We start from the raw sequence: 16,936 nt of genomic DNA on the forward strand, positions 1-16,936 counted from the left end.
ATAAGACATAATAGTCATCTTTTGAATAAAGCTTTAGAAATCCTTCAACAATACTGGAAGCACGATACTTTTCGTGCTCAACAGGAAGATATTATCGCTTCTGTTTTAGACGGAAAAGACACTTTTGCGCTGATGCCGACCGGAGGTGGAAAATCGATATGTTTTCAAGTGCCGGCAATGATGCAGAAAGGAATTTGTTTAGTGATTTCTCCATTGATTGCTTTGATGCGTGATCAAGTACAAAACCTTCAAAAAAAAGGAATCAAAGCCATTGCTTTAACCGGTGGGATTTATCACGATGATATTATTGATTTGCTGGATAACTGTCAATTCGGGAATTATAAGTTCCTTTATCTTTCTCCTGAAAGACTGCAAAACGACTGGATTTTAGAACGGATAAAGAATCTGCCGATAAACCTCATCGCCATTGATGAAGCGCATTGTGTATCGCAATGGGGACACGATTTTCGTCCAGCTTATTTAAAGATTGTTCAATTAAAAGAATATTTTCCGAAAGTTCCTTTTTTGGCTTTGACCGCTTCGGCAACTTCGAGAGTTAAAGAAGATATCATCACCCAATTAAAACTCAGTACACCGCAAGTTTTCTCAAAATCATTTTACAGAGAAAATATTGCCTATATGGTTTTTGAAACCGAAGACAAACTAAATCTTTTACAGCAAATTCTACAAAAGAATCCACAACCTTCTATCATCTATGTGACCAACAGAAAAAGTTGCCTGGAAACAGTGAATCAGTTGGAAAGTCTTGGTTTTACTGCAACTTATTATCATGGTGGATTGACATCTAAAGAGAAAGAAAAACACATGAAACTTTGGATGGAAGAAAAAGCACAGGTCATGGTTGCCACGAATGCTTTCGGAATGGGGATTGACAAGGCCAATGTAAAAACCATCATCCATTTACATTTGCCTCAAAATTTGGAAAACTATTATCAGGAAGCTGGACGTGCCGGAAGAAATGGTGAAAAAGCATTTGCCGTTTTGCTCAATAATCCTTCCGATATTTTTCATGCCGAACAGCAGTTTTTAAGTGTGTTACCGGATAAGGCTTTTTTGAATTTAGTCTTTTCCAAACTTTGCAGTTATTTTCAGATTGCTTACGGCGAAGGAATTGACGAACAGTTCAGTTTTAATCTGAATCAGTTTTGTGCGAAATATAATTTCCCGATTTTGAAAACCTATAATGCGTTACAGTTTTTGGACAGACAAGGCGTGATAACTTTATCTCAGGAATTTTCAGAAAAGATTACAATTCAGTTTACTATTCCATCGAAAGAAGTGATTCGATATATGAGTTTGAATCCGAATGATGAAGAAATTATGCTTACCATTCTTCGAACTTATCCGGGAATCTATGATATGCAAACCGCTTTTAATCCGACTTTGATTGCCAAGAAATCGAATAGTACTGAAAAAGAAGTGCTTTCGCTTTTGCAGAAACTAAACGAAAAACAAGTCATCGATTTGATTGCCAAAAACAATGATGCCACGATAACCTTTAATGAAGTTCGCGAAGATGAACGTACCATCAATAGAGTATCAAAACATCTGGAAACACAAAACAAATTAAAGACAGAACAACTGCAAGCAGTATTATATTATAGTAAGGAAACTAAAACCTGCAAACAGAAATTGCTTATGCAGTATTTTGGAGAAACTATAAAAGATGATTGTGGTGTTTGCTCCTATTGCATTTCCAAAAACAAAAAGAAGCAAAATCCGGAAGCGGTTTCTGAAAAAATCATAGCATTGCTCAAAATACAGGACTTCAATTCAAGAGATATTCAAAAGTTGACTAAACTTTCGAAAGACGATGTTATCTTTGCGCTTCAAAACCTTTTAGAAAAAGATACGATAAGTATCAAATCGAATAATTTATATTCATTAAAGAAGATACTGAACTAAATTCAGCATTATATGGAAAAGTTGCGCATTGTTTTTATGGGAACACCGGAATTTGCTGTTGGCATTTTAGATACAATAATCAAAAACAATTATGAAGTTGTTGGTGTCATTACTGCTGCCGATAAACCTGCCGGTCGTGGCCAAAAAATTAAATATTCGGCTGTAAAAGAATATGCTTTAGAACACAACCTGAAATTATTACAACCAACTAATCTTAAAGACGAAGCTTTTTTATCGGAATTAAAATCGCTTGAAGCCAATCTGCAAGTTGTGGTTGCTTTTAGAATGTTGCCCGAAGTAGTTTGGAAAATGCCAAAATTGGGAACCTTTAATCTTCATGCATCGTTGTTACCAAACTATCGCGGTGCGGCACCAATTAATTGGGCTATTATTAATGGAGAAACAAAAACCGGAGTTACTACGTTCTTCATTGATGACAAGATTGATACCGGTGCGATGATTTTGAATAAAGAAATCAACATCAGTCCAAATGAAAATGCCGGAGAACTTCATGACAGGCTGATGGTTTTAGGAAATGAAACTGTTGTCGAAACTTTGACTTTGATTGAAAAAGGAAATGTCGTTACTACAATTCAACAGGATAATCCGGAAATTAAAACAGCTTATAAGCTCAATAGAGAAAACTGCAAAATTGACTGGGCAAAACCGGCAACTGAAATTCATAATTTGATACGCGGATTATCACCTTATCCTACGGCTTGGTCTTTCATTAAAGATAATGAGCAGGAATGGAATGTGAAAATCTACGAGGCAAAGATTATTTCTGAAAAACATTCTTATAATATTGGACAAATTATTACTTCTAAAAGGGAAATTAAAATTGCCGTCAAAGATGGTTTTATAGCAATATTGAGCATCCAATTTCCGGGGAAGAAAAAAATGCAGGCAAATGAACTCCTAAACGGCATTACATTTTCAGAAAGAGCGCAAGCAGAATAAGGACTCGGGGCTCTTTTTGAATAAAAAAATCGATAAAACACACAGGTTTATCAACAAATAAACCAAGTTATCAACAAATATTTGAAAAAAACCCGAAAACGCTTGTGCAGTAAGGAATTCCTATTAAATTTGTTATCATTAACAAAATGTTTAACCAACAATTAATAACTAACATTATGAACAAATCAGAATTAATCGATGCGATTGCAGCTGACGCAGGAGTAACAAAAGCAGCAGCAAAATTAGCTTTAGAATCATTTTTAGGAAATGTAGGCAAAACTTTGAAAAAAGGCGGAAGAGTATCTTTAGTAGGATTCGGATCTTGGTCAGTATCTAAAAGAGCTGCAAGAGATGGAAGAAACCCTCAAACAGGAAAAACTATCAAAATTGCTGCTAAGAATGTAGTTAAATTCAAAGCAGGAGCAGATTTAGACGGAGCAGTAAACTAATAATTTAGTTCTTCTGATATACACAAAGGCCATTCGCAAAACGAATGGCTTTTGTGTTTTTAGCTTTCAAAAATTTGGAAAATCATTTTTTTTTTAGCAACTTTATTAAAAATTAATTCGAAATGATTGCAGAGAAATTAGAAAAAGGACATTTGTTAATAGCCGAACCGTCTATTATTGGTGACTTGTCTTTTAATAGATCCGTGATTTTGTTGGCTGACCATACTTCTGAAGGTTCAGTTGGATTCATTTTGAACAAACCACTTAAATACACTATCAAAGATTTACTTCCTGAAATTGAATCCAATTTCAAGATTTATAATGGTGGTCCTGTAGAGCAGGATAATTTATATTTTATTCATAATGTTCCCGATTTGATTCCGAATAGCATTGAAATTTCTAAAGGAATATTTTGGGGTGGTGATTTCGATTTTACTAAAGAATTAATTAATACCGGAGTTATAAAGAAAAAAAACATCCGCTTCTTTTTGGGATATACCGGTTGGGATTCGGAACAACTGGAAAATGAGATGCATGCCAACTCATGGATTTTGATAAAAAATAATTACGAAAACAAAATTCTGGGAAAAGCATCTGTGGATTTTTGGAAAGAGAAAATCGTTGAATTAGGTGGCGATTATCTTATTTGGTCTAATGCTCCGGAAAATCCTATATTAAATTAAACTTCAATCAAAACATTCAATTTTTCCAATAACTGATTTGCTAACCGAACTTCAAATTCTTTTTTACGATATTTTGTGATTGGTTGAATTCCGACAATAACATTAGTTATAAATAATTCGTCTGCTTTTTGTAAATCAAAAGGAGAAATAACGGCTTCTACAGCTTCGATTGAATCAAGCTGTTTTGCTATTGCAATAATCTGTTTTCTCATTATTCCATTCAGACAACCTTCTGAAATTGGCGGTGTTATTAACTTGTTTCCCATCAACATAAACAGATTGCCGTTTGCAGCTTCAATTACATTTTTGGTTTCATTAATAAGTAAGGAAGAATCGAGTTGATTTTCTTTGGCAAAAATACTTGCTGTAACATGCGTAATCTTATTAGCTGTTTTTAATGTTGAAAGTAATTGCTTCGGAACTATAAAATCTTTGTATAAATCAACTTCAAATTGACTTTTAAGAATTTTATATTTTATGTTTTCAAGTTTTGTTGCCTGAATAACAAATGAAATTGAATTATCCGTTGGTAAATAAAATCCGCCTTCATTTCTAAAAACAGTAAATCTTACTCGGGCAGAATCTTGGATATTCATTGCCTGAACCAGTTTCAAAATTTGCTCCTCGAGATATTCCATGGTAAATGACATCGGGATTTCCATTCTGACAATTCTCATGGAAGCCATTAACCGAAAATAATGATCTTCAAAAAATAGTATTTTATTGTTTACGATTTTCAAAGTTTCAAAAACGCCATCACCGTATAAGAATGACCTATTTGAAACTGTTAACTGTAAATCCGAATCCTGAAAGTCTCCATTAAAATTAATCATAAAAAAATCCCTTCTCGTTTTTAGTACGAGAAGGGACAAATATAACTTTTAAAAAATTAATTTTAAATAGAACCTATTACGTGTTTTAAATCGGAAATTTGATTTTCCCATAATAATCTTGATTCGTCTAATTCTCCTTCTTCGGCAAAATCAACTACCATTAAAGAAACATCTTTCGTGATTTCATCTTCTAAAATTCTCAATTCAAAATAATATTCTGTATCTTTCTTATCATCATCAACCCATTTGAATTTTACTTTCTCTCCAGTTTTTTTGGATGCCAAACGTGCGTTTTCTTCAAGATCATCCCAAGTAAAAGTAAAAAACTCACCTCTTGAATTAACGTTATCCGCAAACCATTCCTGCAAACCGGATGGTGTCGAAATATATTGATAGAGCAATTGTGGTGATGAGTTTAAAGGGAACTCTAGTTCATAACGTATTTTATTATCCATAATCTGAGGAATTTTTTGGGAAATATATAGAATATAAAACCAAAAAAAAAACGTTTTTTAAAAATAAAAAAAATAAGCACTTTAAGTTTGTACCCAATAATATTAATTTTATATTTGCACCCGCATTCAGGGATTGCAATAGTAGGCGAGGTAGCTCAGTCGGTTAGAGCGCAGGATTCATAACCCTGAGGTCGGGAGTTCAAATCTCCCTCTCGCTACGAAACAAAAAGGTTTGGATATTTTCCAGACCTTTTTTTATTCTACAATTTTAACATTTCCCATCCTTTTCCTAACAAACTGATTTACAACTTAAAAAAGTTGAGGCTTAAATTCTCTGAAAAATTTAATTTTGTAAGTTTTATACTTAATATAAAATACAAAACATGCATTTCATCGATTTTTTTGTGCTTTTTATCGATTATATTAAAAGAATATCTAGTTTTGAAATGTCAAATAAACAGAATGAAGATTAAAACTTCATTTAAATAATAAATCATAATACCCTAAAGTTATGAAAAATTTATTACTTAAAGCAGAAAAGAAATGTGTACTACTAATAACCATATTATTATGTGGTTTTGGTTATGCGCAAACAACAAGAACCTACACAACTTCAGGAACTTTCGTAGCTCCTGCCGGAGTAACAACTATCCAAGTCGATGCTTATGGTGCCGGTGGTGGTGGTGGTTATGGTGGAACATCAAATAAAGATGGCGCTGGTGGTGGTGGTGGTGGTGGTTTCTCAAGAAACACCACAGTAGCCGTAACTGCCGGAACAACTTATACAATAACTATTGGTGCTCAAGGTATTGGAGCCACAACTAGTGGAACACCGAATGGAACTTCAGGTGGCAATACTACCGCTGTTTTTGGAGGAACAACTATTACCGCTAATGGTGGTATTGGTGGTTTTGGTTATTCAAATGGTGGTGCTGGTGGTTCAGCCGGAACTGGTTCAACACGTAATGGTGGTGCTGGTGGTAATGGACTAAATGGTGCTGGTAGCGGCGGCGGCGGCGGCGCTGGTGGAACAACAGGTAACGGTGGTAACGGATCTGTACCAACAGGAGGAACTGCCGGTGGTGGTAATGCGGGTGCCGGTGGTAATGGAACAACTTCTAATGCTGCTGCAGGTTCATCTTCACTTACCAATTATGGTGGTGGTGGTGGTGGTGGTACCAAAAACTCTGCTGGAGGAAATGGTGCTCCAGGATATGTAATAATAACTTATACTTGTCCTACATATGCGCTAACAAGTGCTACAACATCTAATAGTCCTTTATGTACTGGTTCATCAGCTTTAGTTACTCTTAATTCTTCATCTTTAGCTTCCGGAACGTATACTGTAACTTACAATCTTAGTGGTGCAACTACAGCAACGGGAAATACTGCTTCAATGACATTTACTGCAGGTAGCCCAGGAACAGGAACATTTTCAACATCAGTTTTAAATAATGGTTCAACAACTGTAACTATAACCAATTTAGCATCTTCATATTGTACTAATAGCATTAGTTCATTTAATACTACAAACGTAACGGTTAACCCTGCTCCAACCTCTAATGCGGGAACAGCAATTGTAGCATGTTCAACTGACATTGCTATTCCGGTAACTACAGGTTCAAGTGCTACTAATTATACAACAGTAACATGGACATCAAGCGGTACAGGTACTTTTGCCAATGCAAATTCTTTAACAACTTGTACATACACTCCTAGTGCATCCGATATATCGACTGGTATAGTAACCTTAACTCTGACCGTTTCAAATCCTGGTTGTGCTGACGCAACCTCAACTAAAACCCTAACATTAAGAGCTGCGGCTATCGCTATTGCCGGAACAGCTATTGATATTTGTTCAAGTACAAGTGCAGTTAACATTACTGCGGGTGCTAGTGCTACAAACTACACCTCAGTTCTTTGGACATCAAGCGGGACTGGTTCCTTTTTAAATGATACTTCACTAACAACTTGTATCTATTTTCCTAGTGCATCCGATATCGCTGCTGGTAGTATTACTTTAACATTAACTGTAAACGGGAATGCTCCTTGTGGCAGTACCATATCTACAAAAACATTAACCATAAGTAGTCCAATGACTGTAGATGCAGGTGCTGATATTAATACTTGTTCAATTTCAGCAATTAATATCACTGCCGGTTCTAGCGTTACTAATCAAACAAGTGTAGCTTGGACTTCAAGTGGTACCGGTACTTTTGCAAATGCTAATTCATTAACAACTTGCACTTATACTCCAAGTGCTCAGGATATAATTGACGGAAGTGTAACTTTAACTCTTACGGCTTATAACCAAGGTTGTCCTATTGAAAAAGCATCAAAAACATTAAGTATACAGGCACCTTCAACTGCTAATGCCGGAACAGCTTTGACAACTTGTGCGACAGCTGGTGCAATAAATATAACAGCAGGATCTAGTGCTGCAAACTATGCCTCAATTGCCTGGACATCAGATGGAACAGGAACTTTTACAGATGCAGATTCATTAACCTTGTGCACGTACACTCCTAGTGCTGATGACATTACTGCTGGTAGTGTTGTATTGACATTAACTGTAACAGGGAATGCACCTTGCGGAGATGTTACTTCTACAAAAACACTAACCATAAGCAGCCCAATGACTGTAGACGCTGGATCTAATGTAGAAACATGCTCTACTTCTGGTGCCGTAAATATTACAGCAGATTCTAGTGCTAGTAATCAAACCCTTGTAACTTGGACTTCAAATGGAACAGGAACTTTTGTTGATGCTAATTCTTTAGCAACTTGTACCTATACTCCAAGCGCAGCTGATATTTCTGCAGGAAGTGTAATCCTTACACTTACTGCTTCAAACTCTGGTTGTTCTGATGAAATTGCAACAAAAGTATTAACTATTATACCTGATGCTACTGCCATAGCAGGATCATCAGTTAGTATGTGTTCAACTGATGGCTTTGTAAATGTAACGGCTGGTTCTAGCGCTTCTAACTATAGCTATACAAATTGGTCATCAAACGGAACTGGTTATTTTTCCGATGCTGATTCTCTAACACTATGTACTTATACTCCAAGCGCAGATGATATTACAGCCGGTAGTGTTATTATTACATTGACTGCCTATGGGAATTCACCTTGTTCAAATACAACATCAACAAAAACATTAACTATAAGCAGCCCAATGACTGTAGATGCAGGATCTGATTTTTCAACTTGCTATGCTGCCGGGGCAATCAATATTACTGCTGGAGCTAGTGCTGCCAATCAAACAACTTTATTGTGGTCTTCAAGTGGCTCTGGTACTTTTGCTAATGCAAATTCATTGACAACATGTACCTATACTCCTAGTGTTGCTGATTTAACAGCAGGAAGTGTAATTTTTACACTTTACGCGACAAACGCCGCTTGTGCTGATGCTTTTGACACTAAAACTGTGAGCTTTAGTCAACAACCAACCGCTGTTGCCGGAACTGTAATAAACACTTGTTCTACTAATGGTGCTGTAAATATTACTGCCGGTTCTAGTGCTACTAATTATACTTCTGTAACCTGGACATCAAGCGGAAGCGGAACTTTTACTGATGCAAATTCTCTTACTTTGTGTACTTATACTCCAAGTGCTGCTGATATAACTGCCGGAAGTGTAATATTAACTCTTACAGTTACAGGAAATGCTCCTTGTGCAGATGTTACTTCAACAAAAAATTTAGTTATTAGTCTTGGACCAAATGCTGTGGCCGGTTCAAATTTCTCAACTTGTTATTCTTCAGGAGCAATCAGTATTACTGCTGGTTCTAGTGCTGCTAATCAAACAAGTGTGACATGGACTTCAAATGGTTCTGGTACTTTTACTAATGCTAATTCTTTAACCACTTGTACCTATACTCCAAGTGCTGCTGATATAACAGCAGGAAATGTAATTTTCACACTTACTGCTTCAAATGCAGGGTGTGCTAACGCTACTGACACAAAAACGCTTACTATTAGCTCACTTCCAACTGCAATTGCCGGAACAGCAATAAACACTTGTTCTAGTTCTGGTGCAGTAAATATTACTGCCGGTTCTAGTGCTACTAATTATACTGCTATCGCTTGGACATCAAATGGAACCGGTACATTTACTAATGCCAATTCATTAACAACATGTACCTATACTCCAAGTCCTGCTGATATAACGGCTGGTACTGTAATATTAACACTTACTGCTACCGGAAATGCTCCGTGTGCGGATGTTACTTCAACAAAAAATCTAACAATTAGCCTTGCACCAACAGCTGTGGCTGGTTCAAATTTTTCAACTTGTTATTCAGGTGGAGCAATCAGTATTACTGCAGGTTCTAGTGCAACTAATTATACTGCTGTTACTTGGACATCAAACGGAACAGGTACATTTACTGATGCCAATTCTTTAACGACTTGTACCTACACTCCAAGTGCAGCTGACATAACAGCAGGAAATGTAATTTTCACACTTACTGCTTCAAATGCAGGTTGTGCTAATGCTACTTCAACAAAAACACTAACTATTAGTTCGCTTCCAACGGCTGTTGCCGGACCAGCTATAGACACCTGCTCTTCTACTGGTGCCATAAACATAACTGCTGGCTCTAGTGCTACAAACTATACTTCTATTGCTTGGACATCAAGTGGAACAGGTACTTTTACAAATGCGAATTCTTTAACAACTTGTACTTATAATCCTAGTGCTGCTGATATTACTGCAGGTAGTGTAACTTTAACTCTAACTGTTAGTGGAAATGCACCATGTGCTACTGTTACTAACAATAAGACACTAACGATCAGTAAGGTAATGACTGCAGTAGCAGGCCCAGCATTTACAGCATGTTCTTCTAATACAGCAATTGTAGTTACAACAGGTTCTAGTGCGACTAATCAAACTCTTGTAACTTGGACATCAAGTGGAACTGGTACTTTTACTAATCCAAATTCATTAACAACATGTACTTATACTCCGAGTGTTGCTGATACAACAGCCGGAAGTGTGACTATATCTTTAACAGCATCAAATACTAGCTGTCCAACTGTGACATCTAATAAGACCTTAACTTTTGTTGCAGCTCCAATAGCAGATGCAGGTTCAGATATCGCTACATGCTCTACTTGTGGAACTGTAAATATTACGGCTAACTCAAGTGCTTCAAATTATACTTCTATTGTTTGGACATCAAGTGGAACTGGTACTTTTACAAATCCAACTTCTTTGACAACTTGTACATATACTCCGAGTGCTGCTGATATTACAACCAGTTTGGTTCAAGGAGGTATAACGTTAACTTTAACAGCTACAGGAACTTCTCCGTGTACAACATCTGTTTCAACAAAAGTATTGGCAATTACCTCACAAACATTTACTTCATCAGGTACTTTTACTGTTCCTGCAAATGTTTACCAAGTGACTGTTGAAGCTTGGGGCGGCGGCGGAAAAGGTGGTGACGGATTGAACGTAGGTAAAGTTGGTGGCGGTGGCGGTGGCGGTGCTTATGCTTTAAAATCTATTGCTGTAGTACCTGGAACAACTTATACTGTAAATGTTGGATTAGGAGCAACAGCATCCGGGATAGATGGCGGTGACTCTTGGTTTATCAATACTTCTACTTTCCTTGCAAAAGGTGGTAGTACAGCCCTTGATAATGCCGTTACCGGTGGTGCAGGTGGTAGTACCGCGGCATGTATTGGAGATGTACTTTCAAGAGGTGGGAATGGTGCAAGCGGTGTAACCGGATCTTATGGTGGTGGTGGTGGTGCCGGTGCAGAAGCCGGAGAAAATATGGGTGTTGATGCAACAAATAACTTAGGAGCAATTGCAGTCTGCAGTGGCGGAAATGGTGGAAATGGATATACTTCTCAAAACGGTGACGGATTAACCGGAATTGCTCCGGGTGGCGGTGGTGGCGGTGGCCGTAGAAATGGAAACAATGGCGTAAACCAAGGTACCGGTGGTCCTGGTGCTGATGGAAAAGTGGTGATAAAATGGCCGGTAAATGCAATGCTTCCATCATTAACGTATGCTCCTGGTGGAGTAACATCTAATTTACAATTATGGTTGCGTTCTGACTTATTAAACGGAACTACAACAGTGGCTGACAATACTGCTGTTACAACTTGGTATACTCAAGCAAGAGGAGCTAATGCAATTAAACCTGTAGCTGTTGGAGCTCCCGTATATCGTAATAATGCAGCTTACAACATCAACTTTAACTCGGTTGTTGATTTTACAAATCCATACAATACACCTTCAAATGTTTATACGGATTTGAGTAGTTCAAGACAATATTTAAAAGGTACAAATGGATATTATTCAGAAGATACTTTTGTTGTTGTTGTTCCTGATGTTACTGTAACTTCAGCATTAAACAGCATGGATGTGTTTGCCGGGAAAAGTTCTCCTTGTGCTCAAAATGCAAAGTCAGGTATAACTTATGGTAATGTTGATACTCGTTTTACTAATGAAGTTCTATCTTATACTTCAGGTACAACAACATCATACGGAAATGCTCAAGTTAGTACAACCACATCCTACAACAGCCCTGGAATTATAAACGTAAGAAATAATTCAGGAAACACCGGAATGCAATTATATTACAATGCAAATAACATTGCTACTACCGAAGTTAATGCTTCTAAACACAGAAATATCTATGATAGCCAATATTGGATTGGAAGAAGTGAAGCCTGGGACGGAAGTTTAGACGGAAGAATTGCCGAAGTTATTACCTATAGCTCCAGAAAAAACGATACTACCGAAAGAAGCAAAATTGAAAGTTATTTAGGTATTAAATATGGTATAACTTTAGGAGTAAACGGTACTTCTCAAAACTATCTTGCTTCTGATGGGACTGTAATTTGGGATGCAACTGCTAATGCAGGTTATAACTATGACATTGCAGGAATTGGAAGAGATGATGTTGAAAAACTAAATCAAAAACAATCTAAAAGCGTTAACGCTAATTCTAATTTAACTATTGGATTAGGAACAATTGCTACGACAAACACTGCAAACACCAATGCATTTGATGCTGATAAAAAGTACTTGATTTGGGGTGATAACGGTGGAAACATGAACGACTCCGGAACCGATTTAACCATAACTTTTGGTGGTACTTCCAGTGTTACAACACTAACAGACATCCCAAACAAAAAATGGAAAATTGTTGAAAACGGTGGTGACATCGCAACTACAAAAGTTGCTATCCCAACCACAGCATTTGCAAGTTTACCAGCTTTAACCGGAAATGATGCTTATGTGATGATTGTTGCTTCTGATGCTGCTTTTACAACTAATTTGGAAACAATATTTTTGACAACTAATGGTGCTAATCAGGAAACTGATTACGACTTTGACGGAACTAAATTCTTCACATTTGGAGTTGCTCACGAAAGTATTTATTCAAGACATTCAACCTATGACGGAGTTGACGATGTTATGAAAGTTGGTAATGCTAACAACTTAAACAGTACATTCTCAATGATGACATGGGTTAGACCAACTGGTGCAAATACTTTAGCAAACGATAGAACAATTGTATCTAAATATAATGGAACATCTGGCTTTAGAGTTTACTTAAATTCAAGTAACAGAGTTGTTGTTACTTGGGCTGGTGGAACTACTTTGACTTCAGCTACTGCTTTACCAAGTGCTGAATGGCATAATATTGCTATCATTTACTCAAGTGGTTCTATCAAACTTTATATTGATGGTGTATTAGATTCAACTGTTGCTTCTGCAGCTCCGGTTTCAAGTACAAACACATTCTCAATTGGTGCTGAATACAGATCTAAATCAGATACACGTAATTTCTTCAAAGGAGATATTGATGAGTTCAGATTATGGGATAAAGCGATAACGTTAACTGAGTTGAAATTTGTAATGAATCAGGAAATCCTTCAAAACGGTACTGGTACTAAAGGTGCAATTTTACCAACAACGATAACTAAAAATGACATTAGCACTTTAAACTGGAGCAATCTTCAGGCGTATTATTCAATGAACTCTTTCATTGGAACACACATCAATGACGATTCTCAAAACAGCAATAGAGGAAATGTATTTTCACCAAATAAAACAACTATAACAGTACAGTCTTCTCCACAACCATATGAAAGTTCAGCAGATGGTTCATGGTCCAGCACAAGTACTTGGTCAAACGGAACTATCCAACAATTGCCAAATAGTCTTTCAATTGTTGACGGAGTTACTGCTATCGACTGGAACATTGTTAAAACAAACAATAATGTTGGTTCTACAGGAAACAAAACAGTACTTGGATTATTTGTTAATGCCAATACTTTAAGTGCTACAAATGATACAAAAATCGAAGTATCTCACTATTTAAAAATTGATGGTAAACTGGATTTAGTTGGAAGATCTCAATTAATTCAAACTACTAATTCAGATTTAGATGTGACTAGTGCCGGTTCTTTAGAAAGAGACCAACAAGGTCAGTCTAACAAATATAACTACAACTATTGGTCTTCTCCTGTGAGTTCTATTAATAATACAACTATTAATCACGGATTTACAGTAGCCGGAGTTATGAAAGACGGAACTAATGTTAACAACCCACAAAACATGCTATGGACAACTGGAGTAAATGGTTCTCCAACATCGCCTATAACATTGAGTAGTTATTGGATCTTTAAATTCCAAAACTCTTCAAATTCATATGCAAACTGGGCAGCTGCCGGACCAAACGGAGCATTATTACCTGGTCAGGGATATACAATGAAAGGTTGTGGCTCTGCTGCATTAGATCAAAACTATGTATTTGTTGGTAAACCAAATAATGGTACTATCACTTCAACTGTTGGTCCTGGTAACCTAAACCTTTGTGGTAATCCTTATGCTTCTGCTATTGATGCCGATAAATTCATTGACGACAATGCAACTAGTTTAACCGGAACATTATATTTCTGGGAACATTACAGTACAAATACAGCTCATGCTACTATTCAGTACCAAGGTGGTTATGCAACCTATACAAAAACAGGTGGAACTGCTCCGGTAGCTCCAGCCGGAATAAGCGGATTAGGTTCAAGTAGTAAAGTGGCTAAGAGATTTATCCCTGTTGGACAAGGATTCTTTGTAACTGGTTCAGCAAGCGGTGGAACAATAACATTCAACAATTCACAAAGATTGTTCGTTAAAGAAACTGATGCTACATCATTCACCTTATTCAAAACAGCAAATGCAACTGTGGCTAATACAGTTGACCAGGAATATAACAATGCATCTGACAGCGTTGTAGAAGAGCAGTTTGCTAAATTAAGATTAGGATATAATTCTGCTGATAACTATCACAGACAAGTGTTGTTAGGCTTTATGAATGAACATGCAACAGCAGGTTATGATAACGGATATGATGCACTAAGCATTGAAACGCTTACTAATGACATGTACTTTATAAATGGAACTAATAAATTAAACATCAGTGGTGATGGTTACTTTAACGTAAACAACATCTATCCATTAGGAGTTAAAAATGCAGTTGCTGGTAATGTTAGCTTTGTTGTAGACGGAAAAGAGAATTTTGATGCTGCTCAGGAAATATACATTTATGATAATGTAACTTCAATCTATCACAGCATTAAAGATCAAAACTTCCAAATCAATTTACCGGCTGGAACTTATGAGTCAAGATTCTCATTAAGATTTACAAATGGCACTACAGCACTTGGAACAACTGAACATACTGATGCAAACCATGGAATCAGCGTGATACATTCTCAAGGTAACAACGTGTTAAACATCAAAAACGAGTTGCAGGAAGTAAACGTGAAATCAGTTTCATTATACAACTTATTAGGACAAGAAGTACAGTCTTGGAAAATGTATAACCAAAATCAAACTGATATGCAACTACGCATTGGTGATTTAAGTTCTGGAACGTATATCGTAAAAGTAATCACTGATGGTGGCGATGTAACTAAAAAAATAATAATAAAATAACATCTTGTGCTGCTGTTTATTTGACACTAAATCTGCTTTTTCTACAAGAAAAAAACCCTGCTTCGGCAGGGTTCTTTTATTTTTATAATTAGGAGCACAACGTTTCCAATATTTCAGAACAATCCTCCCGCTTTCCGCGCTACACGGTAGCTAGCTCCAATCGGGGCTAAAGAGAACTAACCGAGTTTCTTAACAAGATTTTCAAGATTTACCTGAAGTTGCTCTCCGGTTTGAATATCTTTTAAAGTAAAATTCGAACCAACGATTTCCTTAACCACAAACGGAATTCCTCTGCGCTCAGCATGCTTAAATTGCTTGTCAATCTTTGCTGCGTCCGGATACATTTCGGCTTTAATGTTATGATTGCGAAGTGCCGTAACAGCTTTCATAGCTTCAAAAGTCTGGCTTTCGCCAAAATTTAAAAACAGTACTTTAGTAGCTGTAGTAACCGTTTCCGGAAATAAATTCAGTTCTTCTAAAACCAAATAAATTCTATCCAACCCAAACGAAATTCCAACGCCACTCATATCTTTCAAACCAAAAATTCCGGTCAAATCATCATATCTTCCACCACCGCCAATAGAACCCATAGCAACTTCTTTTGGTGCAGCAACTTCAAAAATAGCTCCGGTATAATAATTTAATCCGCGAGCCAAAGTCACATCCAAATCTAAAATCGCTTTTTGCAAACCAAGTTTAGCTACGTTGTCACAAATGAAACGCAGCTCTTCAACACCTTTTTTCCCTTCTTCAGAAGCCGAAAGTAATTGGGTTAGTTTTTCTAGTTTTTCCTGGATGGTTCCGGTAAAGCTGAACAACGGCTGTACTTTGACCAAAGCCGCTTCTGAAATTCCTTTTTCTAGCATTTCATTTTTAACGCCTTCCTCTCCTACTTTGTCGAGCTTGTCTAAAGCTACAGTAAAATCAATCAATTTATCCGAAGCACCAATTACTTCAGCAATTCCCGATAATATTTTTCTGTTATTAATTTTTATAGTAACACCATTCAGACCTAAATCTGCAAAAACCGAATCGTACAATTGCACCAACTCGACTTCCTGCCATAAAGATTTTGAACCAACCACATCGGCATCGCACTGATAAAACTCTCTGAATCTTCCTTTTTGTGGACGGTCAGCACGCCAAACCGGCTGAATCTGATACCGCTTAAACGGAAACTCAATCTCGCTTTGGTGTTGCACAACATATCTTGCAAAAGGCACGGTTAAGTCGTAACGAAGCGCTTTTTCAGAAATCTTACTAGTCAGTTTTTTACTGTCTAATGATTGCAATTCTTCAGCCGAAACTTTATCCAAATAATCACCCGAATTCAAAATCTTAAAAATCAAACGGTCACCTTCTTCCCCATATTTTCCCATCAAAGTATCGGAGTTTTCAAACGAAGGCGTTTCGATTGGCTGATAACCAAACTTCTCAAAATGATGTCTCATCACCGAAATAATATAGTTACGCTTAGCAACCTCTGCCGGTGAAAAATCTCTTGTCCCTTTTGGAATACTTGGTTTTGATGCCATGTTTATAATTATTTAATGTGAAAATGTGGTAATGTGAAAATTAAAAATCATTGTTACATTAATAAATTGTTACATTGACACATTACTTCCGCAAATATCTTATTTTTTAAAACTATTTCCACAACTATATA

The 16,936-nt window shown here is 36.7% G+C and carries 8 protein-coding genes and 1 tRNA gene; 6 read left to right on the forward strand and 3 right to left on the reverse strand.

The window, feature by feature from the left end:
* Positions 1 to 21: 21 nt before the first annotated feature.
* From L1S35_RS00640 to L1S35_RS00655, 4 genes are all read left to right on the forward strand, one after another.
* Positions 22 to 1,926, forward strand: a complete 1,905-nt coding sequence (locus tag L1S35_RS00640; protein ID WP_236395770.1) for a RecQ family ATP-dependent DNA helicase — start codon at positions 22 to 24, stop codon at positions 1,924 to 1,926.
* Positions 1,927 to 1,938: 12 nt separating this feature from the next.
* Entirely contained in the window at positions 1,939 to 2,886 is a 948-nt protein-coding gene (fmt, locus tag L1S35_RS00645) for a methionyl-tRNA formyltransferase (RefSeq protein ID WP_236395772.1), read from the forward strand.
* A gap of 146 nt (positions 2,887 to 3,032) precedes the next feature.
* Positions 3,033 to 3,335, forward strand: a complete 303-nt coding sequence (locus tag L1S35_RS00650) for an HU family DNA-binding protein (RefSeq protein ID WP_255700811.1) — start codon at positions 3,033 to 3,035, stop codon at positions 3,333 to 3,335.
* 122 nt (positions 3,336 to 3,457) lie between these two features.
* Positions 3,458 to 4,018, forward strand: coding sequence for a YqgE/AlgH family protein (locus L1S35_RS00655; RefSeq protein ID WP_236395775.1), 561 nt, complete (start codon positions 3,458 to 3,460; stop codon positions 4,016 to 4,018).
* On the opposite strand, the gene L1S35_RS00660 is transcribed toward L1S35_RS00655, so the two are convergent.
* Positions 4,015 to 4,851: an aminotransferase class IV gene (locus L1S35_RS00660; RefSeq protein ID WP_236395776.1), complete on the reverse strand. Its 837-nt coding sequence runs from the start codon at positions 4,849 to 4,851 to the stop codon at positions 4,015 to 4,017. The genes L1S35_RS00655 and L1S35_RS00660 overlap by 4 nt on opposite strands.
* A gap of 62 nt (positions 4,852 to 4,913) precedes the next feature.
* The gene (locus L1S35_RS00665; RefSeq protein WP_236395777.1) at positions 4,914 to 5,306 is read right to left on the reverse strand and encodes an START-like domain-containing protein; all 393 of its coding nucleotides are present in this window, start codon (positions 5,304 to 5,306) and stop codon (positions 4,914 to 4,916) included.
* A 144-nt stretch (positions 5,307 to 5,450) separates the two neighbouring features.
* Between L1S35_RS00665 and L1S35_RS00670 the strand changes: the two genes are divergently transcribed.
* Together L1S35_RS00670 and L1S35_RS00675 are read left to right on the forward strand one after the other, a co-directional pair.
* Positions 5,451 to 5,524: transfer RNA gene (locus L1S35_RS00670), tRNA-Met, on the forward strand.
* 293 nt (positions 5,525 to 5,817) lie between these two features.
* The gene (locus L1S35_RS00675) at positions 5,818 to 15,270 is read left to right on the forward strand and encodes a T9SS type A sorting domain-containing protein (protein WP_236395778.1); all 9,453 of its coding nucleotides are present in this window, start codon (positions 5,818 to 5,820) and stop codon (positions 15,268 to 15,270) included.
* Positions 15,271 to 15,446: 176 nt separating this feature from the next.
* Here L1S35_RS00675 and hisS read toward each other — a convergent pair whose 3' ends face one another.
* Entirely contained in the window at positions 15,447 to 16,805 is a 1,359-nt protein-coding gene (gene hisS, locus L1S35_RS00680; RefSeq protein WP_236395779.1) for a histidine--tRNA ligase, read from the reverse strand.
* Between the last annotated feature and the right edge of the window lie 131 nt (positions 16,806 to 16,936).

The organism is Flavobacterium anseongense, assembly GCF_021608185.1.
GTDB classification, from domain to species: Bacteria; Bacteroidota; Bacteroidia; order Flavobacteriales; family Flavobacteriaceae; genus Flavobacterium; species Flavobacterium anseongense.